This window comes from uncultured Imperialibacter sp. (genome assembly GCF_963974565.1).
Lineage (GTDB): Bacteria > Bacteroidota > Bacteroidia > Cytophagales > Cyclobacteriaceae > Imperialibacter > Imperialibacter roseus.
In genome coordinates this window covers 314,923-339,467 of the sequence record NZ_CAXBCJ010000005.1, presented here as the reverse complement: position 1 = coordinate 339,467, position 24,545 = coordinate 314,923, and the positions used below count along the sequence as shown (strand labels likewise).

At 46.7% G+C, this 24,545-nt stretch carries 24 protein-coding genes; 2 read left to right on the top strand and 22 right to left on the bottom strand.

Annotation, left to right across the window (positions count from 1 at the left end):
• Positions 1–82 precede the first annotated feature (82 nt).
• Positions 83–913, top strand: coding sequence for a universal stress protein (locus AAC052_RS09820; protein ID WP_317488965.1), 831 nt, complete (start codon positions 83–85; stop codon positions 911–913).
• 56 nt (positions 914–969) lie between these two features.
• Here the strand turns inward: AAC052_RS09820 and chrA are convergent, their stop codons facing one another.
• The 7 genes from chrA to AAC052_RS09785 form a co-directional block, all read right to left on the bottom strand.
• Positions 970–2,163, bottom strand: coding sequence for a chromate efflux transporter (gene chrA, locus AAC052_RS09815; protein ID WP_339812883.1), 1,194 nt, complete (start codon positions 2,161–2,163; stop codon positions 970–972).
• Between the two features lie 7 nt (positions 2,164–2,170).
• Complete coding sequence (locus AAC052_RS09810) at positions 2,171–3,142, bottom strand: 2-oxoglutarate and iron-dependent oxygenase domain-containing protein (RefSeq protein WP_317488967.1); 972 nt, start codon at positions 3,140–3,142, stop codon at positions 2,171–2,173.
• A 110-nt stretch (positions 3,143–3,252) separates the two neighbouring features.
• Positions 3,253–3,711 carry a DUF4399 domain-containing protein gene (locus AAC052_RS09805; protein ID WP_339812882.1) on the bottom strand — a complete coding sequence of 153 codons (459 nt, stop codon included), beginning with the start codon at positions 3,709–3,711 and terminating at the stop codon, positions 3,253–3,255.
• A gap of 88 nt (positions 3,712–3,799) precedes the next feature.
• A complete protein-coding gene (gene recO, locus AAC052_RS09800) occupies positions 3,800–4,492 on the bottom strand; it encodes a DNA repair protein RecO (RefSeq protein ID WP_317488969.1) in 693 nt (230 codons plus the stop codon).
• A gap of 4 nt (positions 4,493–4,496) precedes the next feature.
• Positions 4,497–6,779, bottom strand: coding sequence for a hypothetical protein (locus AAC052_RS09795; RefSeq protein ID WP_339812881.1), 2,283 nt, complete (start codon positions 6,777–6,779; stop codon positions 4,497–4,499).
• A complete protein-coding gene (locus AAC052_RS09790) occupies positions 6,709–7,308 on the bottom strand; it encodes a thymidine kinase (protein WP_317488971.1) in 600 nt (199 codons plus the stop codon). Before AAC052_RS09790 ends, AAC052_RS09795 begins: the two co-directional genes overlap by 71 nt.
• Before the next feature lie 6 nt (positions 7,309–7,314).
• A complete protein-coding gene (locus AAC052_RS09785; RefSeq protein WP_317488972.1) occupies positions 7,315–7,638 on the bottom strand; it encodes a 2Fe-2S iron-sulfur cluster-binding protein in 324 nt (107 codons plus the stop codon).
• Between the two features lie 30 nt (positions 7,639–7,668).
• On the opposite strand from AAC052_RS09785, the gene AAC052_RS09780 reads away from it, so the two are divergent.
• Positions 7,669–8,961, top strand: a complete 1,293-nt coding sequence (locus AAC052_RS09780; protein ID WP_339812880.1) for a hypothetical protein — start codon at positions 7,669–7,671, stop codon at positions 8,959–8,961.
• A 9-nt stretch (positions 8,962–8,970) separates the two neighbouring features.
• Here the strand turns inward: AAC052_RS09780 and rodA are convergent, their stop codons facing one another.
• From rodA to AAC052_RS09705, 15 genes are all read right to left on the bottom strand, one after another.
• The gene (gene rodA, locus AAC052_RS09775; RefSeq protein ID WP_317488974.1) at positions 8,971–10,248 is read right to left on the bottom strand and encodes a rod shape-determining protein RodA; all 1,278 of its coding nucleotides are present in this window, start codon (positions 10,246–10,248) and stop codon (positions 8,971–8,973) included.
• Positions 10,217–12,049: a penicillin-binding transpeptidase domain-containing protein gene (locus AAC052_RS09770; protein WP_317488975.1), complete on the bottom strand. Its 1,833-nt coding sequence runs from the start codon at positions 12,047–12,049 to the stop codon at positions 10,217–10,219. The genes rodA and AAC052_RS09770 overlap by 32 nt, the downstream gene beginning before the upstream one ends.
• Positions 12,046–12,570, bottom strand: a complete 525-nt coding sequence (locus tag AAC052_RS09765) for a rod shape-determining protein MreD (protein WP_317488976.1) — start codon at positions 12,568–12,570, stop codon at positions 12,046–12,048. Before AAC052_RS09765 ends, AAC052_RS09770 begins: the two co-directional genes overlap by 4 nt.
• Complete coding sequence (mreC, locus tag AAC052_RS09760) at positions 12,563–13,405, bottom strand: rod shape-determining protein MreC (RefSeq protein WP_339812879.1); 843 nt, start codon at positions 13,403–13,405, stop codon at positions 12,563–12,565. Before mreC ends, AAC052_RS09765 begins: the two co-directional genes overlap by 8 nt.
• 7 nt (positions 13,406–13,412) lie before the next feature.
• On the bottom strand, positions 13,413–14,441 hold the full coding sequence (locus AAC052_RS09755; RefSeq protein ID WP_152001377.1) for a rod shape-determining protein: 1,029 nt from the start codon (positions 14,439–14,441) through the stop codon (positions 13,413–13,415).
• A gap of 86 nt (positions 14,442–14,527) precedes the next feature.
• Positions 14,528–16,054, bottom strand: a complete 1,527-nt coding sequence (gene purH / locus AAC052_RS09750; RefSeq protein ID WP_317488978.1) for a bifunctional phosphoribosylaminoimidazolecarboxamide formyltransferase/IMP cyclohydrolase — start codon at positions 16,052–16,054, stop codon at positions 14,528–14,530.
• 83 nt (positions 16,055–16,137) lie between these two features.
• Entirely contained in the window at positions 16,138–16,707 is a 570-nt protein-coding gene (purN, locus tag AAC052_RS09745; RefSeq protein WP_317488979.1) for a phosphoribosylglycinamide formyltransferase, read from the bottom strand.
• Positions 16,708–16,712: 5 nt separating this feature from the next.
• A complete protein-coding gene (locus AAC052_RS09740) occupies positions 16,713–17,594 on the bottom strand; it encodes a geranylgeranylglycerol-phosphate geranylgeranyltransferase (RefSeq protein ID WP_317488980.1) in 882 nt (293 codons plus the stop codon).
• 48 nt (positions 17,595–17,642) lie between these two features.
• Positions 17,643–18,446, bottom strand: a complete 804-nt coding sequence (locus AAC052_RS09735) for a Rossmann-like and DUF2520 domain-containing protein (RefSeq protein WP_317488981.1) — start codon at positions 18,444–18,446, stop codon at positions 17,643–17,645.
• Complete coding sequence (locus AAC052_RS09730) at positions 18,446–19,732, bottom strand: aminotransferase class V-fold PLP-dependent enzyme (protein WP_339812878.1); 1,287 nt, start codon at positions 19,730–19,732, stop codon at positions 18,446–18,448. Before AAC052_RS09730 ends, AAC052_RS09735 begins: the two co-directional genes overlap by 1 nt.
• A gap of 71 nt (positions 19,733–19,803) precedes the next feature.
• Positions 19,804–22,338, bottom strand: a complete 2,535-nt coding sequence (ccsA, locus tag AAC052_RS09725; protein ID WP_339812877.1) for a cytochrome c biogenesis protein CcsA — start codon at positions 22,336–22,338, stop codon at positions 19,804–19,806.
• 13 nt (positions 22,339–22,351) lie between these two features.
• Entirely contained in the window at positions 22,352–22,768 is a 417-nt protein-coding gene (locus tag AAC052_RS09720) for a cytochrome c maturation protein CcmE (protein WP_317488984.1), read from the bottom strand.
• A gap of 33 nt (positions 22,769–22,801) precedes the next feature.
• The gene (locus tag AAC052_RS09715) at positions 22,802–23,071 is read right to left on the bottom strand and encodes a CcmD family protein (protein ID WP_317488985.1); all 270 of its coding nucleotides are present in this window, start codon (positions 23,069–23,071) and stop codon (positions 22,802–22,804) included.
• 1 nt (position 23,072) lies between these two features.
• Positions 23,073–23,744 carry a cytochrome c biogenesis protein CcsA gene (gene ccsA, locus AAC052_RS09710; RefSeq protein WP_339784383.1) on the bottom strand — a complete coding sequence of 224 codons (672 nt, stop codon included), beginning with the start codon at positions 23,742–23,744 and terminating at the stop codon, positions 23,073–23,075.
• Position 23,745: 1 nt separating this feature from the next.
• Positions 23,746–24,414, bottom strand: a complete 669-nt coding sequence (locus AAC052_RS09705; protein WP_339812876.1) for a heme exporter protein CcmB — start codon at positions 24,412–24,414, stop codon at positions 23,746–23,748.
• Positions 24,415–24,545: the final 131 nt, after the last annotated feature.

Genomic DNA, 24,545 nt, shown 5'->3' with positions numbered 1-24,545 from the left:
TCTGAATATTGAGGTCATGTCAGGCGGAATGGAGAAGCTTTAAGTTTACTTTTAATTAGCAACCTTGTAATCCGACAAAGACATGAACATCAAAAACATACTTGTACCGACAGACTTCTCTCCGTGTTCGAAGAACGCTGTTAGAATTGCGGTAGACCTTAGCAAGAAGCTGGGTGCTAAAATCCACCTTATTAACGCCATTCATGTGCCAACGCCGCATATGGACATTGGTGGCCAGGCCATGATTGAGCCGATGCTTGAAGAGTATGAAGAGGAGGTTGACAAGAAATTCGACGCTTTGGATGAGGAAATTCCAGGGTTGAAGGATGTTAAGCACGATCATAGAGCCTATGTATCTTTCACCATTGACGCTATTTATACGGCAATGGAAACCAAGAAAATAGATATGATTGTGATGGGCACAAAAGGAAGTCATGATACACTTGAGAAGCTGCTCGGCGGGGTAAGCAGTGAAGTGATTAGAATTGCCGACGTGCCTGTGCTGGTAGTTCCCGAAGCTATAAAAAAATTCAACCCGAAGAAGATAGTATTTGCTGCTGACTTCAATAAGATAGAGTCAATAGGAAGGCTAAGTCCGCTGAAGGATATTGCCGAGCTTTTCGAAGCTGAAATCACAATCGTCAATGTTACTGAGGATGACAAATTTCCATTTAGCCGCCTGGTGGAGAGCTTCAAAGTCGACAAATTTCTTAAGAATATTAAGCACTCTTTCGAGACTACAAAGAATGATGATGTAAGAGCCGGGCTTTTTGAATTTGCCGAAAAAAACTCAGCTGACATGATTGTCATGATGCCTAGAAAGCATTCCCTTTTTGAGAAGATTTTCAAAAGCAGCGTTACGAAAAAGGTGGCTATGGGTGTCAAGGTGCCTTTGCTCACCTTTCACGAATAACGCAATATAGAAGGCTATTTGGCATGAAGACCCTGGGTACAAGCACTCAGGGTTTTTTATTGGCCTTTAAATACAAAACCCAGCGCAAAGCCAATAAGAATTATAATGGGTCGGGGCATTTTGCTGAACTGAAGTACCAGAAAAGTAATGATAATCACCAGAATGTTGAGGAGGTTTTGCTCAAGAGGCTGGTAGAGCAAAAAAGCTGCCGCCACTACCATGCCCGCACTGGCGGCGTTGATCCCCTCTAGCGAAGCTTTCACAGGCCGGTACTTTTTAAGCTGGTCCCAAAACCTGGATACGAAGAAGATCAGGAACGTGCCTGGGAGAAACACACCTACGGAGGCAATAACCGCACCCATTATTTCACCGCTTGTCCCCCATTCCCGCATCGTCAGCGCACCAATAAAGGCACTGAAGGAAAAGGTAGGGCCGGGAATGGCTTGCACCAGGGCGTAACCGGAAAGAAACTCCTCGGAACTTAGGTATCTCTTAAACTCAACAAATTCTGTGTAAAGAAAAGGGACAAGCACTTGGCCGCCGCCAAAGATGAGGCTTCCGTTCCGGTAAAAGTTCTCAAATAGCCTTATAGGCAGCGTAATGGCCTGGTATTTTGTGGCTGCGCCAAGTAGGGCTGCAAATATCAGCACCCCTCCCCAAAGGAAAAAGTTGGCCCATACGATGTTTATCTTTTGACGCTCTTCTTTTTCGTGCCTTTTGTATTTGGTGGAGGAAATTACCCCACCTGCAAGCAGAAGTACAGGGAACAAATAGGGGGAGCTGATAAAATAGGAGATTACCGCCGACCCAATCGCTAAAAAGATGCTCGTCCGGCTTTTTACCACCTTGCCCCAGATAAGCACAGCAGAATAAGCAACGAAGGCAATCGCCATGGGCTGGATGAATCGGGTAAAATGGAGGCTGAGCTCTTTCACCTGCAGGCTGTTGATCAGGATGGCGGCCGCTGTCATAACAGTCACGGCCGGCAAAATCCAAACCAGCAACGTCAGATAGGCCAAAGGCGGCCCTCCTCTTTTGAAGCCTATGGCGGTGATTGTTTGGGTGGAGGTGGGGCCCGGTAGCAGGTTGCACAGCGCATGCAGCTCAATCAACTCCTCTTCTGTTAGATATGCCCTGAGCTTCACCATCCTGTCGAGAATAATGGCAAAGTGTGCTTGTGCTCCACCAAACGAGGTTATGGCGAGAATGAAAACGTCTTTGAGAAAGATGAAATTGCGAATATTGCGCATGGCAATACTATTTCTTGAGGCCTATTTCAGCCAGCCTCTGGTGGAGGAATGCTCCGGCTGTCATGTCATCGTATTTTTTAGGATGTTCGCTGTCAACACAGCTTTCCAGGCAGGTGAGATCCATGTCGGACCGGGGATGCATAAAAAACGGAATCGAATACCTTGAGGTATGCATGAGCTCTCTGGGAGGGTTTACTACCCTGTGGATAGTGCTTTTGAGCTTGTCGTTGGTCAACCGGGCAAGCATGTCACCTACGTTTACTACCAACTGCTCAGGTAGTGCCGTAATTGGGATCCACTTTCCGTCACGCCTTAACACCTGGAGGCCATCGGCGCTGGCTCCCATCAGCAACGTGATAAGGTTGATGTCGCCATGTTCGGCGGCCCTTACTGCATCGGCGGGAATGGCATCCGGATTCTCAATAGGAAAATAATGGATGGGCCTTAGAATACTGTTCCCATTTTTCACCTTTGATTCAAAATAGTCTTCATCGAGCTCAAGATACAGTGCAATGGCCCTGAGCATCGCCCTTCCTGCGTTCTCAATAGTTCTGTAAGCCGTCAAGGCGATTCCTTCGAATTCAGGAATTTCTTCAGGCCAAATATTATCTGGATACTCTTCTTTAATAGGGTCGTTGTCGGTTACTTCCTGGCCGATATGATAAAATTCTTTTAAATCACCGGTCGACCGTCCTTTCGCATGCTCTTTTCCCTTGGAAATATACCCCCTTTGACCGGCCAGCTCCGGCTTTTCATATTTTTGTTTTACTGTGTCAGGTTCGTCAAAAAACTTCTTAATGATGCTGTAGAGCTTTTGCTGTAATTCATCTGTCAAGCCGTGATTTTTGATAGAAACAAAGCCTATGTTGTTGTATGCTTCCCCGAGTTTCTCAACAAATTTTTTCTTTTTTTCAGCGTCTCCGGAAGTGAAATCAGCCAAATCGAGAGAGGGAACTGCATCAAATAGAACCTGGGCCATAGTTACTTGTATTTTGTATAATGATAGTGAAAAACGAAAAAAAAAGCCACCATACTAACTTCCAAGTCACGTAGACTAAGTATGGTGGCTTTTTAGCTATTTTTTTGAAATTACTTCACGGTAATCTTAATGCTGGTGGCCATTTCAGGGCCATACGATGTGTGAACACCGTCAGCGAATTGTAGCGATATAGTGTAGTCGCCCGGAGCAAGTTCAAGCTGCGTGTCAGTCTGGCCTTTGCCAAAGTGAATGGTTGAATCACTGGCAGGAATTACCTCGCCTTTTGGCCAAAACTCCTGATTGATAAGTATATGATGATGGCCAAAACCTTCTTTAACCTGTCCTGCTGGTTCAATCTGCATGCCTTCCACACCCATTTCCACAAATACTGGGTTGCTTACCGTAGCTCCGTCGGCAGGAGATTTGAAAAACACCCGGGGCTTAACTGCTTCGGCAACAGTTTCTGTTGCTTCCGAAGTGCTGGCTGTTTCTTCTGTGTTTTCCGTTTTTGGACTAGAGCATGCATATACACCAAATGCTACCATAGCTCCTAAAAGAATTTTTCTCATAATTGACAATTTTTGTTGATTCGTGTAAAATTATAACTCTTACTACGAAATAACCATCATAGCAGCAAATAGATTCGTGAGGAGACGCTTAATGAAGAATTTGTCGTAAGACCTCCACCGACTTGAGTGAGCCCAGGGTGCCAAGGTGGTGATCGTAGAAGCTGATGACATTTTTCAGAGCCTCTCTTTTAACCTCCAGGGTGGTTTTCATTTCGTGAGCGTAGGGAGCGTTGTACAAAAACTCAATAAACTCCAACACCTCTTTCGAGAGCAGATCACTTTTCGTCAGGTGATACACCTGCTGGTACAGGTCTTCGGAGTTGACCAGGTCGAAGCCCAGGTATTGCGTAAACTTGACAAGAAACTGTAAATGAAAGCTTTCAAAATTGGCAGTCAGCGTATCGAACGCTTGGAGGGATTTTGCTACGAAATCAAACTGACCGGCATGGTCATGCTCATTTTCTCTCACGATCTTGCTCAGGACCTCACCTAAAAAGATACCGATAGTTGTTTTTCGTATTTCAAAGGGAATATGTTGATACGGATAAAAACACTTTATTTCTGAAATACGATTGAGTTGCGCTCCGTCTTTATGATAGATGACCAAATCCAATAACGTGAGTGGCTGGTATAGCGCCATCTTTCCTTTTGATTTGGCCGACCTTACACCATTGACGATGTAGGACTGCAAACCAAAATCCTCAGTGTAAATGCGGGAGATAATGGATGTGTCCCGGTATTTGATGTAGTTGATAGCGATGCCCCGGGTTTTCTGTAGCATGGCTCTAGTTGATTACAGCAATTTTGCCAACTACCGACTGACTGCCATCTCTGGTGGCAGCAAACACAATGTAAATGCCCGAAGCAACCCTGGCTCCGTTGTAGTCGGCCAGGTTCCAGGTTGCTGTTCCGCCTGTGCTGACCATTTCTCTGACCAGGCGACCTGCTTCGTTGGTGATTTTCACTACAGTATCGTAAGTAAGACCCTCGATAGCCACCACGCCATTGAACCCAGGCCTCACAGGGTTTGGGAAGATTTTTGCCTTTTGCATGACCCTGCTTGGAGCTGTCGCCGTTGTTCTGTACGACACCAGGCCGCCAGAAGTAAGCACGAATAGTTCACCAGAGCTGCTGTTGATTGCCAGGCGCTGCACATTGTTGCTGGCCAATGGGCTGCTTTCTCTCGTAAAAGAGGTCAGCGTTCCTGCGCCATACTCGTCGAGAAGGAACAAGCCTTTGTCCGTTCCAATCCATTTTCTGTTCGCTCCATCTACTTCTATCGCCTGAATGGGTTCTTCGTTCAACACAAAGGCATTCTCCGCCACCGGGTAGGAGATCAAAAGGTCGACTGCGTCGAACACCTCGTAGGTGTTGGCCACGATGGTTAACCCCCTAGCCGTTGCCAGCCAGGTATAGTCGTCTCTGTCAAAGGCGAGGTCGGACACTGTCGAGGAGGGGAGGCCTGATCCCGTGTTGATGATTCGGTATTCTTTCGAGTCGGTGTTGAAAACTATTACACCGCTATTTGAGGAATGTGGCAAAATGCCCCAGAAATCGCCGTAGCTGTTTTGCTGAAGAGAAACGGCTGGCGGTGCTGTATTCGGGATAAAACTAAGAGGCTCCCAGCTTCCGTCGGCAAGCATCATCATGTACTTGTTGCTGGCCTGATTGGAGCAGATAATCAGGTTGTTATTTTGATCTACGGCCATGGCTGTAACTGGCACAAAGCCGTTGTTCGTCTGAATGAGGCTTCCTGGTGTTTGGTGGTTGATGAGCTTGCCAGAGCTGTTTTGAATAATTCCTTTTCCGTAGGCCAGGACATAAAAATCGACGGAGCCCCCTGCCGAAGCAACTGAAGAAGCATCCTTAAAAAGAGAAAGGCTACCCGGCTGAATGGGCTCCCAGCCCTGCTTTGTGAAAGCCGACACAGAAGCGTTTCGGTTAAAAGGAATGAGCCCATTGTACTCGAAGCCGCCGCCCAGACTAAAAACTGTATTGCCGATCGCCGAAACATCGGCAATGGTACTTTCGAACGGTCCATTCAACAAATAGTAGGCGATTCCTTCTGCTGTAGACTGGCCCAAACCATTTTTTTCATCTGCCAACCAGATGGTTTCGCCGTCGACAAAGGCGTCTGCCACCACTGAGCTGTTTCCAAGGGTAAAGGTAGAGGTTTGTCCGTTTACAGATCGTTTGGATAATTGATTTCCTTTCCCGTACAGCAACTCTCCATTTTGCAGCGTGAGAAACTCGGGTTTAGTAGTAAACGTGATTTCCTCCCAGCCATTTCCTTCATTTACCCAAAGCCGCCCTTGCTTGCTTGCTGCGTAGGAAATTTCCTCGGAAACTTCAATGAAATCGATTTGGCCCACCCCCTCAAGCGATCGCTTCCAATTGCGGAAGTCAAGCAGGTTAGCATTGGTTCGGTGGCCTGAAATAATGCCGGCTGTGGTGGCAAGCACAATGCTGTCTCCTTTAATGCCTCCGTCCAGAATGCCTACGGTTGTTCCGTTTCTTCCCAGCTCCCGATAGTCATTCACAACTTGAAATGAGTGCAAGTCAATTTCCAGCATGCCAAAGCTGGTAGTGGCGAAAAAGGTGCTTTCTCCGGCGAAGATACTGTTAATGACTTTACTGGAAGTAACGTTGGCACGCAGCAGGTCGTTGACATTGATCGTCTCAGACCCTCTGAGGATATCGATATTGCCGTTGGAATAGCCAATGAGAAGAGAGGCGCTTGACTCATGAGCCGCCAGCGCTGTGATACCCACATCACTTAAACCATTGGCTTTGGTGATTTTTCTAATGGCCGTACTTCCAGGGTCGACTTCTATCAAACTGTGAAAAGCGTTGCAGTAGATTTGTTCCTTTAACTTGACTACTCCATATCCCTGGTTATAATTAAAGTGCGTTCGCCACTGCCCTACCGGGATGTCGTTTTGCGCTTGAACGACGGTAGCCAGCAGGAGAAGTACAAAAGAGATGAGCGGACTTTTTCTATTTTTTATCATTACCCATGGCCTCCCAAAAGCATTTGCGGCACCTGGCTTCATAGGCTTCTTTTTCACCGAGCATTATTTTTTCTTTTCCGAGCGAAGTACGATAAGAATAAGAAGCAACGTCGCCACAGTTCATGCATATTGCATGGATTTTTGTCACAAATTCAGCAACAGCCATTAGTTGCGGCATGGAGCCAAATGGCTTGCCCATAAAATCCATGTCCAGTCCTGCCAGTATCACCCGCTTACCCTTATTTGCCAGCGCTATACTCACATTAACGATTTCGCTGTCAAAAAATTGAGCTTCGTCGATGCCTACCACCTGGCTCTCACCGGCCAGCAGAACCACATCGTCAGCAAACTGAACAGGGGTTGATCGGATGCTTCGGTCGTTGTGCGATACCACATTTTTATCATGGTATCTTTTTTCGATAGCTGGCTTAAATATTTCGACTTTTTGCCCTGCAATTACGGCTCGGTTCAGCCGCCGGATAAGCTCTTCTGTTTTGCCCGAAAACATGGAACCGCAGATTACTTCAATCCAGCCCGACCTGCGGCTTTCCCTTCCAGACCCTTCCAAATGTGGCTCTATTAGCATTTTTTGTTATCCTGAGTAGTCAATATGCGGGAATTTATTTTCATCCGCCACACTTATTTCAATATCGTTCGACACCAGGCACTGGCAGGCAAGGCGCTCATTGCTTTCGAGCCTGCCCATTTCCACATACCTCTTTTCCGCTTCGGTCAACCCGCCAAGCTGGGCCAGTCCTTCATGGACGATGGCCTTACAGGTTGTGCATCGGCCTTTGCCGCCGCAGGCGTGCATCCAGTCAATGTAGTTTTCCTGTAAAATAGAAAGGAGGGTTCGGCCACTATTTTCGCTGAATAGGCGTTTGTTATTCAGGTTTTGTATAACGATCTTGGGCATAAAACTAGCTTTGCAAAAGAAACAAAATATATGCGGGAGAGCAAACTGAATCATGAGGCTATAGAAGTGTTTGCTGAATTGTTTACAAAGAGAGCTTGTGATTCTTTCTTTGAAGGCACCGACACTATTTCGGGAAAGGAAATAGTGGATCTAACTCCTGTAAAGCAGGTGAATTACTTTGTGCTGAAAATTCTTTTTCGCAAGTGGCAAAAAGAGACGCTGCGCCTGCAGAGCCCCTATTTCAATTACAAAAATGAGGATGTTCGAAAGGCCCTTCTATCTTTTATGAATGCGCTTTCCCAGCAGATAAAAGTTAATAGGGTGAACTTTGAGCCGTTGCTACAGCAAGCTACCAGAGAAGCAATTTTACTGATAGTTTCTCCCTACGATTTCTTCAGAGAGGAGCTGACCGGGCACGAAAGCGGCAAGCTCAATGACAAGTACCTGAAAAACAGTTCAAAATACATCAAGGTCAATCAGGAAATTTTCGAAAGCTATGTAACACTTTTTGAGGAAAAAGCGGGGGGTGAGCTGTCGCATGACGCCGCCGTCGCTTTGCTAGATGAGCTTTTTGCTGCCGGAGACCTCTCCATAGAAAACCGCCAGGAATACGAGGAGAGGTTTAGCGAAGTAGCGCAGGTTGATTTCTCAACGCTTGTGGAGGAGGAGGACTTCCCAGAGCAAGATGAGGATGATGATACCGACGATGATTTTGATGAAAACATTGAAGACGATGAGGACGAGGGAGAAGGCTCAGAAGACGAGGAGGATGACAGCTCTACAATTGTTGAAGACAGGAGTTTGGCAGAGGCTGCTGACGGGGACGATGAGCTGATACGGTTTGTTGATGATGACGAGGAAGAGGAGAAACCCGCTTACGATGCTCTGGAAGAGGTGCAGGAAAGTCAGCCCGAGGAGGTCACGAACAAGGGATCTTTCGAGTTTTTGGGAGATGAAGAAAGTGACGATGACGCCGAGCCGGACGCTGCTCCGTTAAATAAACAGTTCTCGTCTGAAAAAACACCGCTCCATGAGCAGCTAAAAGCCGAGCAGAGACCTTCCTTGGCTGAAGTGCATCAGAGCCAAAAAATTGACAGCATTGCAGGAAGCATCACCGTTAATCAACGCTACATGTTTGTTAACGAATTGTTTGATGGCGACAGCGACGTTTTTCTGGCTGCAATGAAGAAAGTGGAGGGCTGCGACAGTTTCGACGATGCTGTTGAACTCCTTATCCAAACCTATTCCAAAAAGCTGGAGTGGGACATGAATGCTCCTGAGGTGAAGGAGCTCCTTAAAATCGTTTTCAAAAAGTTTCGTTAACAGTCTGTTTTAGGACCTCGTGAAGATCTGCATGCGGTGCGCATCCAGCTTCAAAAAGATAAACAGCAAGATGGTAAAGGCCCACAATGAGGAGCCACCGTAGCTGAAAAAGGGCAGTGGGATGCCAATCACAGGAAACAGGCCAATGGTCATGGCAATGTTAAAGGCAAAGTGAAAGAACAAAATAGAAGCTACCCCATAACCATATACCCGGGCAAATTTGGATTTCTGACGCTCGGCCAGCTGGGTAATTCGCAAAAGAAGCGCTAGAAAAGCGGCGATCAGAATGAGTCCACCAAACCAGCCGTGCTCTTCCCCAACAGTGCAAAAAATGTTGTCCGTACTCTGATCTGGCACAAAGTCAAACTTGGTCTGTGTGCCTTGCAGGTAGCCCTTGCCGAACAGGCCACCCGAGCCGATGGCGATCTTGGACTGAGTTACCTGCCAGCCAGCGCCGAGTGGATCAGCATTGGGGTCGATGAGCTGCATTACCCGCTTTTGCTGGTGGGGCTTCAGCACTTTGTTCATAATAAAATCGACACTTTGAACAAAGCCAAACATGAAAACAGTCGACACGATGACGACACCAATTTTTTTGATATTTCTACCCGACAGTGCTGCCGCCAACAAGCCAAGTGTTAGGAGTCCGATGATGAGCACCAACTTGTTCACCAGCAGTGTGAGAATGAACAGGAGCACAAAGGCAAAGCCTATCATGAAGAAGACAGGGCTTAACCCTTCTCGGTAAAGCACAATGATAAAGCAGGCAAACACCATGGCGGTTCCGGTGTCGCCCTGCAACAAAATCAGAGCGGCTGGCACAGCAATAATGCCCAGGCTCATTAGCTGCGTGCTAATTTTCTCGAACTTGATGGTTGGCTGACTGAGAAACTTTGCCAGTGCCAGCGCAGTCGCAAATTTTGCAAACTCCGACGGCTGGATGCCAAAATTCCCGATACCGAACCATGATTTTGAGCCTTTTACCTCGGATCCAAAAATAAGCACACTGACAAGCATCAACACAATGACGCCCAGTACTATGAAGGCGAATGAGTCATAGAACCTGAAATCAACAATACTAATGACAAGTATAATAAGGATGCTGGTGCTGATCCAAATAAGTTGTCGGCCTGAGTTAATGCTGAAATCAAAGATGCTAGCACCTAGTTCGTCGTCGTAAACGGCTGCATATATGTTCAACCACCCCAGAAGTACAAGGAGGAAATACAGAGAGACTGCCAGCCAGTCAAACTGGTTAGAGGTTAAACTTAGCCTTCTCGTCCGCATCTAGAAAATCTCCTTTTAGTACGTAGGGTTCCATTCTCAATTTTGCCTTTTCTCCCTTGAGGTATTTTTCGATAATAAGGCCGGAAATAGCTGCCGCCGCTCTTGCGCCCTGGCCTGCATTTTCTACATAAACCGATACCGCAATTCGTGGGTTATCCATTGGAGCAAAAGCAATGAAGGCCGAGTGATCGGGGCTATTGGCATTTTGCACTGTGCCGGTTTTGCCGCAGACTACAATGTCATCAAGTTTTGCTCTGTATTGGCCCGTACCATGTTCTACCACATTGTGCATGGCTTCAACAGCAATGTCAAAATACTCCGGGTTGATGCCGGTGTGGTGCTGCACTTCGTATTCCGGCCTTGGCTTGCCTGTGTCGCTTATTGCTTTTACTAGGTGGGGGGTGTAGTAGTAACCACGATTGGCCACAGTGGCTGTAAAATTTGCCATTTGCAGTGGAACGACCAGGTTCTCGCCCTCGCCTATCGCAATGGAATAAATGTTAGAGTACTTCCATGGTTGATTATTGTAAGCCCTGTCGTAGTAGGCCACGTTGGGTACCATACCACCTTTTTCATTAGGCAAATCTATTCCCAGAGTGCTGCCAAAACCAAAGTTGGCTACCCTGCCCCGCCATTTTTCAAGACCTATTCGGGTATCTTCATAAGTATCCCTGGACACATCCTGATTCACCACTCTTTTCAACACCTGATGAAAATAAGGATTACAGGACATGGTAATGGCGCCCAGCAAATTCTCGGATGGGCCATGATAATGGCACCCAATCACGCTCTGGTTACAGGCAATTACCGTATTGGGAGTAATTACTCCTTCCTGCAAGCCAATCATGGCCTGCATGATCTTAAAAACCGAACCAGGTCGGTACATGGCCATCAGAGGCCGGTTAAAAAGAGGAACCAGGCTGTCTTGGGAAAGCTTTGTAAAATTAGCTCCAAAATCCCTGCCACTTAGTACTGCCGGATCGTACGATGGACCAGACACAAAAACCAGGATTTCCCCGGTCGCTGGCTCAATGGCCACAATACTTCCCACTTTTCCGGCTAGAAGCTTTTCCGCATATTGCTGAAGCTCAATGTCTAACGTTGTTGTGATGTTTTCGCCGGGGATACTTAATGTGTCATACAACCCGTTCTTGAAGCTGCCCTTGTCAACCCCACGAACGTTAACAAGTTTGTATTTCACCCCTCTTTTGCCTCGTAACTCTCTTTCATACGATAGCTCAAGGCCACTAATGCCGATGTGGTCACCCTGGCTATAGTAACCAGTGCGATCTGCGTCCAGTTGCCTCTTGCTTATCTCACCAGTATAACCCAGAGCGTTGGCGGCACTTTTTGTAGTGTAGCCCCGCACTGTTCTGGCCGACACGTAAAATCCGGGAAAGTCGATGAGGTAATCCTGTGTTTTTGCAAATTCTTCCGGCGACAGAAGGTTCACAATTTTTGACGCTTTGATCGGGCTGTATTTTCTCGCTGCATTAAGGCGGTCTATCAAATCAGCTTTAGATATGTTGAACAGGCGGCAGAACTTGGCGGTATCCAGGTTTTCGATTTCCTTGGGCACACCCAAAATATCGTACACCGGGCTGTTGTACACCAGCAGTTTGCCATTGCGGTCATACACTTCACCTCTGTAGGGGTACTCAATTACCTTCTGAATGATATTACTATCGGCGGCGCTTTTGTAGCTGGTGTCTACAATTTGAATAATGAAAAGCCTGACTAGCAGTATAACGCTCACCAGCACCATTCCAGTTTGAATATATAGTTTTCTGCTGTCGTTCATAGCCGACTACCTTTTTGAGGCATTCTTATATATAGTATGATCAAGCTCACCACAAGTGTGAATATTGAACTCATAGTGGCTTTACCTAAAGTTACCCAAAACATTCCCAGATTTCCTGCTTCGATAAAGAAAAGCGCCACATGATGGATAAATATCAGGGGAATAAGGTAGGATAGCACCCATCCCCAACCCAGTTCGGCGGCCGATATCTGCGTTCCGGCGTCATATCCTCCGCCCGGAGTCAGTATTCTGATGAGTCCTGGCCGGAGGTACATTATTAACACAGCACTGGCCGCATGAATTCCAGGCGTGTCATAAAAAGTGTCAATTGAGATTCCGTACAGAAAACCAGTAGCCATTAAAGCGATGGCAGATACCTCAAGTGGTATAAGGAGTAAGGGTAGGATATAGATGAAGCAAGATGAATAGTTGCCCAAAACCAGGTTCTTGAGTACAGTTACCTGAAGCAATCCAAGAAAGATAAATGAAGCGGCCAGACTTATGTAATTGCTTCTATTCATAATCTGGAATAGTTACTTGTTCGAGTGAGTCTTTTTCTTCTGCCAACAGGTTTTTCACCACATACACGTACCTGAGACTGTAAAAGTCGGTAGCTAGCTTCACCTTAACGGTGTAAAAAGTGGCGTCATCAGAAATAGTAAATTCTGAGATAGTGCCGGCCTGATAGCCTTCCGGGAAAATGGTATTGAACCCGGAAGTAACAATGGTGTCGCCCACCTGGAGGCTTACGTGTCGGGGAACGTATTGCAGATCAGCGTAAAGGGCGTCTCCTGACGTCCAGCGCAAAGTGCCATACACCTGATTTCTTTTGACAGCTGTAGATATCAAAAACTCGGTATGCAACAGCGAAATCACTGATGAAAAATGCTTCGAAGAATATTTTACTTTGCCTACAATTCCCTGTGGGCCTACCACGCCCATGCCAGGTAGTATTCCGTCATCCGAGCCTTTGTTGATGGTCAGGTAGTTGTTGACCCTTCTGGTGGAATTATTGATGACTTTGGCCGCTATCATTTCATACACATGATTGACTGAGTCTATTGACACAGAGTCAATCCTGATTGGGTCTATTCCTTTAGGGGTTTGATTCAGCAGGATTTCGTGCAATTGACGGTTTTCCTCGGCCAGTTGGGCGTTTACCTTACCCAGAGAGAAGTAATCCGATACGTTGGATGAAATGTTCAGCACATTGGCAGCCAGCCGGTTGGACGAGTTGAAAAACTTCGCCCCCAGATAACTTCTGTCGTTTAAGACGAGCCAAAAACTTATTACCTCTAAAAACAGAAAGGTTAGAAAAGCCCTATTTCGGTAGAGAAATTGGAATAATGAATACATTCAATGGTTAGGTCATCAAAACCGCTTTGTATGCATTAAGATTTTTCAAGGCAAGGCCGGTTCCTCTCACAACAGCTCTTAATGGATCATCTGCAATGTGAATAGGAAGTTTGGTTTTCATGGCCAGGCGCTTGTCGAGACCTCTCAGCAAAGCACCGCCACCCGTCAGGTGAATACCATTGTCGTAAATGTCAGCAGAAAGCTCCGGCGGAGAAATCTCCAATGCTTTAAGCACTGCTTCTTCAATTTTGGATACAGACTTGTCGATGGCAAAAGCGATTTCAGAATAAGAGATCTTGATCACTTTTGGAATGCCCGTCATGAGGTCACGGCCTCTGATTTCAAAGTCTTCCGGTCCTTCGTCAAGCTCTGTCAATGCAGAACCGACTTCTATCTTTACTCTTTCTGCCGTACGCTCACCAATTAGCAGGTTGTGCTGACGGCGCATGTAGTCGAGGATGTCTTTGTTGAAGGTGTCGCCGGCAACCCGGATCGACTGGTCGCACACAATGCCCGAAAGTGCTATAACGGCAATCTCGGTGGTACCACCCCCGATATCAACAATCATTGAACCAACAGGCCGTTCAATATCAATGCCGATACCGATGGCCGCAGCTATTGGCTCAGGGATCATGTACACCTCTTTGGCGCCTGCGTGCTCGGCGGAGTCACGCACAGCTCTTTTTTCAACTTCAGTAATGCCCGAAGGAATACAGATGACCATCCTGTGGGAGCTTGGGAAAAACGACTTGCCGCCCTGATGGATCATTTTGATCATGCCCCTGATCATGTGCTCAGCAGCATGGAAGTCGGCGATCACACCGTCTTTTAGCGGACGGATAGTCTTGATGTTTTCGTGAGTTTTTTCATGCATTTGCATGGCTTCACGACCTATCGCTAATACCTTGTTGGTGTTTTTGTCAATGGCAATAATCGAGGGCTCGTCAACTACAATTTTGTCCTTATGAATAATAAGGGTGTTGGCCGTGCCCAAGTCTATGGCTATATCGCTGGAGAAAAAATCTAAGAATCCCATTGTTTATTTTAATTCGCTCAATTACGCTGAAAACGTGTCGAAAATACAAATTTGAGACTAATAATCTCGTTGTGTTTTAATATTAATCAATGTTTGAAATGGCGATACCCGGTAAACACCATAGACAGACCATGTTGGTCGCAATAATCGATCGACGCCTGGTCTTTGATAGAACCACCTGGCTGAATAACCGACACAATGCCTGCCTTGTCCGCAATCTCTACACAGTCGGGAAAAGGAAAAAAAGCATCAGACGCCATAACTGCACCCTTTAGGTCAAAGCCAAAACTTTTGGCCTTTTCAATGGCCTGATTAAGTGAGTCAACTCTGGATGTTTGTCCAACACCACTCGCCAATAGTTGGTTGCCTTTGGCGAGCACAATAGTATTGGATTTGGTGTGCTTGGCAAGCTTGCTGGCAAACAGCAACGCATCTATTTGCTCACCGGTGGGCTCGGCCTTTGTCACCACCTTAAGATCCTTTTTGCCATCGGTATGCAGGTCACGATCCTGCACAAGCACGCCATTCAAAATGGTTTTCGCCTGCTTGGTTGTGTCGATGCCAGCCTTTTGCTTCATGATGATTCTGTTCTTCTTTGATTTAAGCAGCTCTAATGCAGCCTCATCAAAGGCGGGAGCAATTAGCACCTCAAAAAACAGCTTGTTTAGTTCCTCTGCCGTTTCCAGGTCAATTTTTTTATTGGTTGCCAGCACGCCGCCAAAGGCAGAAACAGTGTCGGCTTCAAATGCTTTCAGATAGGCCTCTTTCACAGTCGAAGCGACAGCCACGCCACAAGCATTGGTATGCTTGATGATAATAAAGGCCGTCTCTTTCGGGAATTCTTCCACAAGGGAAACAGCTGCATCAATGTCCACGAGGTTGTTGTATGAAAGCTCTTTGCCGTTGAGCTGATCAAACATTTTGGCCATGTCGCCATAGAAAACGCCCTTTTGGTGAGGGTTTTCGCCATATCTCAGGGTAGTGGCTTCGTCTTCCGCTATACGCAACGATGGAATTTCGTCGTCCTGATTGAAGTAGTTGAATATGGCCGTATCATAACCCGAGCTTATTCTGAAGGCATGGGCCGCAAATTTCTTTCTGTCAGCTTCGGAGGTCTCACCCTTCTTCTCTTCAAGCAGGGCGCTTAAGTTTGGATAGAGGTCTCTCGAAGCCACTATGGTAACGTCGTGGAAGTTTTTGGCCGCCGCCCTGATGAGCGAAATGCCTCCAATATCAATTTTTTCTATGATTTCCTCTGAGGTTCCGCCTGCTGCCACTGTTTCTTCAAATGGATACAGGTCAACAATGACCAAATCGATGGATGGAATTTCAAATTTCCCGGCCTCTTCAATATCAGAATAGTTGCCTCGGCGGTAGAGAATGCCGCCAAATATTTTTGGATGGAGCGTTTTTACCCTGCCCCCGAAGATAGAGGGGTAGGCTGTGAGCGACTCAACTGGTGTAACTTTTATGCCGAGCTTTTCAATGAATGATTGGGTGCCTCCGGTGGAGTATAACTTTACACCCAGCGAGTGAAGTTGACGGATAATTGGCTCAAGGCCATCCTTGTAATAAACTGATATTAAAGCAGAAGTGATTTTTTTTTGACTCATTTACGGCTAGGAAAATTAAGGTGCAAAGCTAATAAAATTTGCCTGCGTGAGGCATTGTTGGCTTGAAAAAAACCCTGTGTTTTTTACTGAACCACCTGATCGTGTATTACTTGAGGAAAATAGGCGTATTCAAGCTGATGAATTTTGGCAGCCAGGCTTTGCGGCGTTTCGTCCTTTTCTATGTCGCATGATGCCTGGAAAAGGATTTTGCCTTCATCATATTTTTCATTCACCAAATGGATAGTAATGCCGCTGTCCTTTTCACCTGCCTGAATTACGGCCTGGTGAACTCTGTCGCCATACATGCCTTTGCCACCAAACTTGGGCAGCAGTGCCGGGTGTATGTTGATGATTTTGTCAGGGAAAGCTTTGATGAGATTGCCAGGAATAAGCCAAAGGAATCCGGCTAGAACCACCCAGTCAACGCTGTGAGCTTTCAGTACTTCCAGCACATTGTTGTTTTCGTAAAAGTCAGGTCTCGAAAAAACATGAGAAGGAATTCCCAGTTTTTTGGCTCGTTGAAGTACTCCCGCATCCTTTTTGTTTGAAAGGATGAGCTTAACAGCTACGTCGCTGTTGCCTTTGAAGTGGTTGACAATGTTTTCTGCGTTTGTTCCACTTCCGGAGGCAAATATGGCCAGGTTCTTTTTCATAATTTTTAATTCGCTGCAAAGAAAGCCATACTGATGATACCACTCAGTATAAACAGCTTACAAAAGGTACTCAGGTTGGCAAATTTGTCTTTGGTATCGGCTCGTAAGAAATATAGGATAAAGAGAGCGGCCGGAATAATCATCACCATGAAGTAGGTATTGAGCACTTCGTTTTCTGCCTTGAAAACGAAGTAGAATATACTTGCAACGAAGACGATAAGGAGGAGGAAAACGAATTGCTTTGTTTTGCGAATGCCCCACACAATGGGAAGCGTCTTGCAGCCGAATGTTTCGTCACCTTTCAGGTCTTCCATGTCTTTGATGATTTCTCTTACCAGCGTAATGCCAAAGGCAAAGTAAGCATAGGTGAAAATCAGCCAGTTTTTTTCTCCAAAGAGAACCGCTACTACGAGAACCGACACGCCCGTAAGCAGGGCAATGCTAAAGTTGCCAACAAAGGGAAGTCGCTTGAGCTGGTTAGAATAGAGCCACAATGTGAACGCAGAGAAACAGTGGATGAGCCCGATCCAGGGAGAAAGAAAAAAGCCGATGAGTATGCCTGCCAGGTTAAGCCCCAGCTGCCAGATCATGGCAATTCTGCGCTTTAGAATTCTGCCTACGATCACCCGCTCGGGCTTGTTGATGTAATCGATTTTTACGTCGTAGTAGTCGTTGATGATGTAGCCAGCCGCCGCAAGCATGAGTGTGGAGCTGGTGAGCCAAAACAGGCCTGGGTGGGTGAAAATGGCCCATAAACCGTGTGTGGAGGTCGTAAGAAAGAGGGCCGTCATGTATTGAGTGAGGGCAATAATAAGCAGGTTAGGAAACCTTGTCAGCCTGAAAAGACCGGTGAATGAGAAATTCCTGGGCCGGGACGACTTTGCCATTTTCTCCAATTAAGGTTCAAAGAAAGTGCAGAACCGCTGGATTTCAAACTACACGTCCGACTCATATTTGCTGTCGATGATTTCCTGAGAAATCATGCGGTACATTCTTTGCAGCGATTCGTTATCGGCTAGAAGTAAGGTCTGAGCATCGATAGTGGTAAAATCTTCTCTTGCCGCCGGGCCGGTTTGAGCATTTTCAGGCCCGATTTCAAAAGCTTTGCGAATGGTTTCTACTACAAGAGGTTTCAGTATATCCAGAGAAATGTCGTCTTTTTCCAGCACCCGCTCGGCCGACCTCAGCATAAAGTTGGTAAAGTTGCTGGCAAACACTGCTGCTACATGCAGGTTCTTCCTTTCTTCCTCCTCCATGAACACCGGCTCTGCCCCTATGGACGCCACCACACGATTCAGAATTTCCAGGGTGTAGTCGTTCGAGCCTTCAATAATCACCGGAAGCTGCGAAAAGCTGATGGCTGCACCATGGCTAAAGCTCTGAAGCGGCCACAACACGCCGAAGTTTTCAGCGGCAGTCACTTCCAGTATGCTCATGGGAGTGGCTCCGGACGTGTGGACTATGATGGCCTCGTCGGGCAGCACAATTTCTGTGGCCACCTGTTCTATGGCTTCGTCGGGCACGGCAATAATGAAGAAATTGCAGTCGCTGTCAGAGAAATCGAGGCTATTGACCAGCTGACTTGAATAGAGGTTGTAGGCCAGCTTCTCCGCTGATTTCTGAGAAGGGTTGAAAATTTCGGCAATCCGGTGACCGCCTTTTTCCAGGGCCATTGCCAGTTGCGTGCCCAGCCTGCCCGAACCGATAAGAGCTACTCTGAAGGAAAACCGTTCTGCCATTAACTGTCCGCTATTTTGTGTATTGCGGCAGCTAATTTATCTAATTCACTGGTAAGTGTATACACGTGTGGCGTTACTCTTACTCCTTTGATGTTTTCCCACACAATACCCACCACGTGGATTTTGTAGTCATTGAACAACCGGGTAGCGATTTCCCCAGGCTCCTTGCCCTCAATGGCGAAGTTTCCAAGGGCGCAGCTAAAGTCGGGTTTGAGAGAAATGTTGAGTTTGACTTTCGGGTGGTCTTTTACCTTTTCGCACCAATAATTTTTGAGGTGCCGCAACCTTTCTTCTTTTCTTTTTGGGCCTATGGCATTGTGAAAATCGACGGCCTGACCAATGGCCTGCTCTGGAGCAAAGGAGCGGGTGCCAAGGGACTCGAACTTGCGAATATTATCACCCCTGGGGCTATCGTTAGTGAAAATAGGCCAGATTTCAGTGATGCGCTCTTTTCTCAGGTAAAGCATGCCGGTGCCAAATGGAGCACAAAGCCATTTGTGGAGGCTGGTGCCGTAGGCATCGCAGCCAAAATCGGGTACTTTGAAGTCCATATGGGCAAATGTGTGCGCACCGTCCACTAGTGAGAAGATGTTTCTTTTTTTCGCTTCTTCACAAAGCCTCTTCACAGGCATGATCTGCCCGTTCCAGTTGATCATGTGAGTGATGTGAAAGACTTTGGTTTTAGGGGTCACAGCATCTGTGAAAGCCTTTACTACGTAGTCAGCATTTTCCGTGGGCATGTCCAGGTTGAGCCAGACTAGCTTGATACCGTCCCTCATTTCCCGCTGCTTCCAGGCATTGATCATGTTGGGATAGTCCTGCCTGGTAAGAATCACCTCATCGCCTTTTTTCAGATCCATGCCGTAGATGACCGTATCCAGGGCTTCGGTGGCATTCCGGTTGATGGCTATTTCGTCATGGCTACACCCTGCTAAATTTGCCAGTTTTTCACGTAGAGGCTCACGACCCTGGTCAAGGATTCCCCACATATAGTAAGACGGCGCTTCGTTGCTGAGGTGATAATAGCGGTCGTTGGCTTCCTGCACCACTTTGGGCTGGGGGCTTACACCACCATTGTTGAGATTGATGATAGATGGGGATACGGTGTATGCCTGGCGGACTGCTGCCCAGGAAAGCTCGTCTTCTGCTGCCGTAATAGGGTCAAGGGATTGCAGCGACTTCAATCCATCTGCCACCTCGAAAGAGGCAGCTTTTGCCGCCATACCTGACAAAGACAAAGCACCGGCACTCATTTGCCTGAAAAATGATCTTCTGGATGCCTTCATAGGTCGATTGATTGTTCACCTATGAAGGTAGTAAAATTGACTTGATTGTTAAACGACTTTACTTGAGTGGCTTATTCCTCCTGACCCTTGTCTCTCATTTTGATAAACTCGACGTAGCGCCTGCGAATGGCCATGGCAAAACCAAGTACCATAATTAGGGTGCCTGTCCAAAGGACGTTGATATAAGGCTTAACAACAGCCTCCAGAATGACCCACTCTTTTTGTGTGGTGTTGATACCAAAAGTGAAGCTATTGCTTTCAGGATGGACGTTTAGGAAAGTGATTTTTGAAGCGACATCCTTCACCTCCTCAGGTATCAGACCGATCATTCTGTCTTTGATCAGGTAAATAGGCTCCACAATATAGTCTTCATCGGCTCCACTAATAACAATTCTCGCCTTGATTGCCACGTCTTCCAGCCCCAATGTTACTTGTGGAATTTCCGTTATTCTTTCAATGCCCTGCACCCTGGCAACGAAGTCGTTCACAAAGAAAGTTTCGCCGACCTTTACCGTCACTTCTTCCATTTCGCCCCATTCTGTCTCTGATTCAGGATCCGGAAAGGTTCTTACGTGGGTATACAAATCGGAGGTAAGAGTTCTTTTGATATCAGGAGAATAGACTTGCATCCCCATCGACTCGTTGATTTGGAACCTGGGGTATAGGGTAAATTTCTTGCCGTCGCTTTTCGAATATTCAATTTCGAAGAAACTGTTTTCAGGGTTGTCAAGAACCAGTGTATCTCCTTCGGAAAAATATTTCTTTCCCTTCCACTCTATATCCTTTCGGGCCACTACTCTGTAGGCATCGCCAAAAGCTTCGATTGCACTGGTGCTCACATAGCCAGGAAAGCCATCTATTTCTTTTCGGAGGCCTTTATAGTTTAGAGAATAGTCCCCCATTTGCACGGTTTCATGCTGAAACAGCAGGAGATTCTTTGTGTTCATTTCCTCCGGAAAGTCCTTATTCCAAATCATTCCGGTGTTGTTGAGGGAAATGATCCTGGAGTAGCCAGAAGAAAAAAGAACACCCACCAGCATCATGGCGATGCCAATGTGTGCCACGGCTCCACCTGCCAGTTTGGGGCTCGTTTTCAGCAATGAAAAAAGAATTTTTCCATTAGCAACGATGGAATAGATGCCTGCGGTAAGCAAAAGAATGTAGGCTGGCTCGGTGACTTTAGCCACGACAATAATTATTCCGGAAGCCAGCAAAGAAATAACTGCGGGATAAAAGAGAGATTCTTTCAGCTTTTGTTTGTCTACTTTTTTCCACCAGAAAAACTGCCCTGTTCCTGAGAGCAGGGCCAGGATAACTGCCAGCCAGATTTGCCACTTGCTGTAGAAAGCGACCTGATCAGCTGGGGGTGCTACATTGGAGATGCCGCCAAACAGCTCAACAATGGCATTCCATACAGGGATGGAAGTAGGTATAATCACCTGAAAGGCCATCACACAAAGCGTGGCCGCACCCATGAAAATCCAGAACTCTCTGGAGTAGGTGGAAACTTCCTCTTCGGAGGTGGGGATCTTGCTCCAGGTTTTGGCCAAAAGCCAAACAGATAGCACTGTAAATGTCAGAAGATAGACGAGGAGCTGGCCTGAAAGACCGAGATCAGTAAAGGAATGGACAGACGAGTCTCCAAGTATGCCGGAACGGGTAAGGAATGTAGCATAAAGCACCAAGATGAACGTAGCAATGGACAGCACCATGGATGCCTTCAGTGCGTTGTTACTTTTCTTGAAGGTGATCATGGTGTGGATGGCTGCCACCAGCACCAACCATGGCACGTAGATGGCGTTTTCCACGGGATCCCAGTTCCAGTAGCCTCCAAAATTTAGCGTTTCGTAAGCCCAGTAGGCGCCCATCAATATGCCAATGCCAAGTGTGACTGCCGAAAACAGTGCCCACGGCAGTGCCGGCCTGACCCATTCTTTGTATTTTCCTATCCAAAGCCCAGCCATGCAATACACAAATGGGATAATAGTGGTGGCAAACCCGAGGAACAAAGTTGGGGGGTGAATGACCATCCAGTAGTTCTGAAGCAGGGGGTTGAGGCCTGAGCCATCTTTGGGAACGAAGTCTGGGTTGAGCTGGAAAATCGGTGCATTCATTGCCTCACGCAGCAAAATGAACGGCGAGCTTCCAAACTTTACATTGAAAATAACGACCCCAAGGATCATTGACAGGAGGAAGGCTTGCACAGCAGCGAAAACGGCCATGATGGGTGCTTCCCAAAACTTGTTGGTATTGATCAGGATTGCTCCAAGAATGACATGCCAGAATGCCCACAGCAGGAAGGAGCCTTCCTGGCCGTTCCAAAATGTGGCAATCTGATAGTAGACCGGAAGCTCAGCAGAGGAGTGGCTCCAGGCATAGTGATACTCAAAATAGTGGCTGTTGATGATGTAAAAGAGCGATGCAACGATGCCAAATACGGAAGCGCCATGGATATAAAAGGCGATGCGTGCATAGCTAAGCCAGGAAGGCTTGGCAATTTCATCGGAACGCTGCGCTTTCCAATATGAAAATGCGCTGATGAGAACAGAAACAAACGCTGTGATCACTAAAAAGTGACCTAAATTACCAACAAAGGTATGTATCATCTACTTTTCGGGCTTATCTGACCTCTCCAACTTTTATTTCATTCTCCTGATATTTTGAAGGGCACTTCATCAGGATTTTGTCGGCAATGAATTTATTTTTCTTGTAAGAGCCCACCACCACTACCTGCTCCGACCTGAGAAAATCCATGGGCATGGGCTGGTTGTAAATCACTTCCTGTTCAAGATTGTTTTGATCAACCATGATGAAGGAGAAGGAGAGCATATCGGGGCTGGTTTGAATACCAACTGGCTGACCCTGCTCGTCTTTTTTTAGGGCTCCCACCACATGGATCATGTTTGCGTTGCCTTTTTCGGCTAGCTCCTGGGCTTCTCCAAAGCTCACATAGGTGCTTGCGTCACCTGCTGTGGAAACAATAACCATGACAGCCACAGCTATGATGATGATTCCGAATATGTGCGACTTTTTCATTGACTCTCTTTTTATATTTCAACTACCTAAACCTTATTTTCCTTGCAGAAATTCCTCCACCTTTTTCTCCAGGCCTGTCACTTTCATGTCCATCCTTACCACGTAGAAGGTAAATCCTCCCAATAGGGCCACCATTACTGCTACTACCACATAGATTTTTCCCTCGGCCCGGAAGCCGTCTGCCATTTCAACAGATTGATTGGCATAATCGTTTTCATCTATTTTATGTTTTTCCTGTGCCAAGAGGCTGGTTGACAAAAACATGCCTATGGCAAGCATTGCGATGGAAAGTGTATGCTTCATTTTATTGCTCCGTAACATGTTGAACTAATCTCATTCTGATCCTGATGGTGGCGATCCAAAAACCTATAAGCGACCAGCCAATAACTGCGGTGTAAAACACCTTCCTCAGTTTACTATCCAGGTCATAGGCATTGAAACCGGGGTTGCCTCCGTTGCCGGGGTGCAGTGAGTCGGTAAGCCTTGGAAGGATAAACAAAAGAGGGATTAAAATGGCAAAGGCAAATATGTTATACACCGCACTTATCCTTGCCTTTGTGTTTTCGTCTTCGATGGATCCTCTCAAAATAAAATAGGCGAAATAGATCAGGATGCCGATGGCAGAAGCGTTTTGCTTGGGGTCGTTGCTCCAGGGCTCTCCCCAGGTAAAATTCGCCCAAATCATGCCAGTTACAATGCCCATCACCCCAAAGGCAACGCCAACGTTGGCAAACTCCAAACTATAGATATCGTTTTTGGGGCTGGGGTTAGAAAGGTTTTTGATGGCGTAAACTACCGAGGCCAGCAAAAGCAAGATCATGCCGAACCACATGGGTACGTGAAAGTGTAGCACCCTGATGGTTTCATTCAGAATCACCAGGCGGGGAACGTCAAAAAGAAGGCCTGCGCACACTACATACAGCATGAGCACAACTGCCAGGATTTTCCACCACCATTTTCTTATCAATTTATCCATATCAGCTTTTCCAGAGAAAAGGAAACAACACATAGCCCAACGCAATTCCAATGCAATCTACGGCCGCCAGCGTAATTAGTTCGTCTGATGTGTCGCCCCAAGTTAGGTCATCAATAGCATTCTTTACAGCTTTAATTGACAGCAGGAGAATGGGTATGAGCAAGGGCAAACTCAAAATGGCCATCAGCACGGTATTGTTACCGGCTTTAGAAGCAATGGCTGACATCATCGTGAGCACCGATGAGATGCCTATGGAAGCAAGCGCTACCACCGAGGCAAACATCAGTGTGTTGATGACCGGATAGCCCAAAACCGTTCCATACACCATTACTGCGAGGGTCGCCAGCACCACCATTAACAGGCTGTTGTAGACCATTTTAGCCATGATTAGGCTGATTGGGTGCACTGAAATATAGTAATAAAGCTGCCTGCCGGGAGATTCTTGAAGGAAGCTCTTGGCAACGGCATTGATGGCGGAGAAAAGGATAATGATCCAGAAGAGGGCATTCCACAAATGGTCGGGAAGGCCGGCCTGATTTTTAACCCGCAGACTCAGGTAGATGATGAAAATGGTGCTGACAGTAAATAGCAGTAGGCCGTTGAAAGCATACTTTTGCCGCCATTCAAGGGTGACCTCTTTGAGGAACAGATATTTTACTTCAGACCACATAATTTTTGGTGGCGCAAAGTTACATCAGAAAAAAGTGTTTTGGTAGCAAAACGCAGTTAAAGAGCGCTTATTTGGAGCCTTTGCAGCCACAGTACAAAAGTTGAGGGAAGCAATCAAATTGCTTCCCTCAA

What these genes read in the sequence shown, in the direction of transcription:
- AAC052_RS09785 (WP_317488972.1), bottom strand. Translation starts at nt 7,638, where the DNA reads ATGCCCAAGATCGTTATACAAAACCTGAATAACAAACGCCTATTCAGC.
- AAC052_RS09780 (WP_339812880.1), top strand. Translation starts at nt 7,669, where the DNA reads ATGCGGGAGAGCAAACTGAATCATGAGGCTATAGAAGTGTTTGCTGAA.
- AAC052_RS09810 (WP_317488967.1), bottom strand. Translation starts at nt 3,142, where the DNA reads ATGGCCCAGGTTCTATTTGATGCAGTTCCCTCTCTCGATTTGGCTGAT.
- purN (WP_317488979.1), bottom strand. Translation starts at nt 16,707, where the DNA reads ATGAAAAAGAACCTGGCCATATTTGCCTCCGGAAGTGGAACAAACGCA.
- AAC052_RS09765 (WP_317488976.1), bottom strand. Translation starts at nt 12,570, where the DNA reads ATGAATAGAAGCAATTACATAAGTCTGGCCGCTTCATTTATCTTTCTT.
- ccsA (WP_339812877.1), bottom strand. Translation starts at nt 22,338, where the DNA reads ATGATACATACCTTTGTTGGTAATTTAGGTCACTTTTTAGTGATCACA.
- mreC (WP_339812879.1), bottom strand. Translation starts at nt 13,405, where the DNA reads ATGTATTCATTATTCCAATTTCTCTACCGAAATAGGGCTTTTCTAACC.
- AAC052_RS09740 (WP_317488980.1), bottom strand. Translation starts at nt 17,594, where the DNA reads ATGGCAAAGTCGTCCCGGCCCAGGAATTTCTCATTCACCGGTCTTTTC.
- AAC052_RS09720 (WP_317488984.1), bottom strand. Translation starts at nt 22,768, where the DNA reads ATGAAAAAGTCGCACATATTCGGAATCATCATCATAGCTGTGGCTGTC.
- AAC052_RS09790 (WP_317488971.1), bottom strand. Translation starts at nt 7,308, where the DNA reads ATGCTAATAGAGCCACATTTGGAAGGGTCTGGAAGGGAAAGCCGCAGG.
- AAC052_RS09735 (WP_317488981.1), bottom strand. Translation starts at nt 18,446, where the DNA reads ATGGCAGAACGGTTTTCCTTCAGAGTAGCTCTTATCGGTTCGGGCAGG.
- chrA (WP_339812883.1), bottom strand. Translation starts at nt 2,163, where the DNA reads ATGCGCAATATTCGCAATTTCATCTTTCTCAAAGACGTTTTCATTCTC.
- recO (WP_317488969.1), bottom strand. Translation starts at nt 4,492, where the DNA reads ATGCTACAGAAAACCCGGGGCATCGCTATCAACTACATCAAATACCGG.
- rodA (WP_317488974.1), bottom strand. Translation starts at nt 10,248, where the DNA reads ATGCGGACGAGAAGGCTAAGTTTAACCTCTAACCAGTTTGACTGGCTG.
- AAC052_RS09730 (WP_339812878.1), bottom strand. Translation starts at nt 19,732, where the DNA reads ATGAAGGCATCCAGAAGATCATTTTTCAGGCAAATGAGTGCCGGTGCT.
- ccsA (WP_339784383.1), bottom strand. Translation starts at nt 23,744, where the DNA reads ATGGATAAATTGATAAGAAAATGGTGGTGGAAAATCCTGGCAGTTGTG.
- AAC052_RS09755 (WP_152001377.1), bottom strand. Translation starts at nt 14,441, where the DNA reads ATGGGATTCTTAGATTTTTTCTCCAGCGATATAGCCATAGACTTGGGC.
- AAC052_RS09715 (WP_317488985.1), bottom strand. Translation starts at nt 23,071, where the DNA reads ATGAAGCATACACTTTCCATCGCAATGCTTGCCATAGGCATGTTTTTG.
- purH (WP_317488978.1), bottom strand. Translation starts at nt 16,054, where the DNA reads ATGAGTCAAAAAAAAATCACTTCTGCTTTAATATCAGTTTATTACAAG.
- AAC052_RS09770 (WP_317488975.1), bottom strand. Translation starts at nt 12,049, where the DNA reads ATGAACGACAGCAGAAAACTATATATTCAAACTGGAATGGTGCTGGTG.
- AAC052_RS09705 (WP_339812876.1), bottom strand. Translation starts at nt 24,414, where the DNA reads ATGTGGTCTGAAGTAAAATATCTGTTCCTCAAAGAGGTCACCCTTGAA.
- AAC052_RS09820 (WP_317488965.1), top strand. Translation starts at nt 83, where the DNA reads ATGAACATCAAAAACATACTTGTACCGACAGACTTCTCTCCGTGTTCG.
- AAC052_RS09805 (WP_339812882.1), bottom strand. Translation starts at nt 3,711, where the DNA reads ATGAGAAAAATTCTTTTAGGAGCTATGGTAGCATTTGGTGTATATGCA.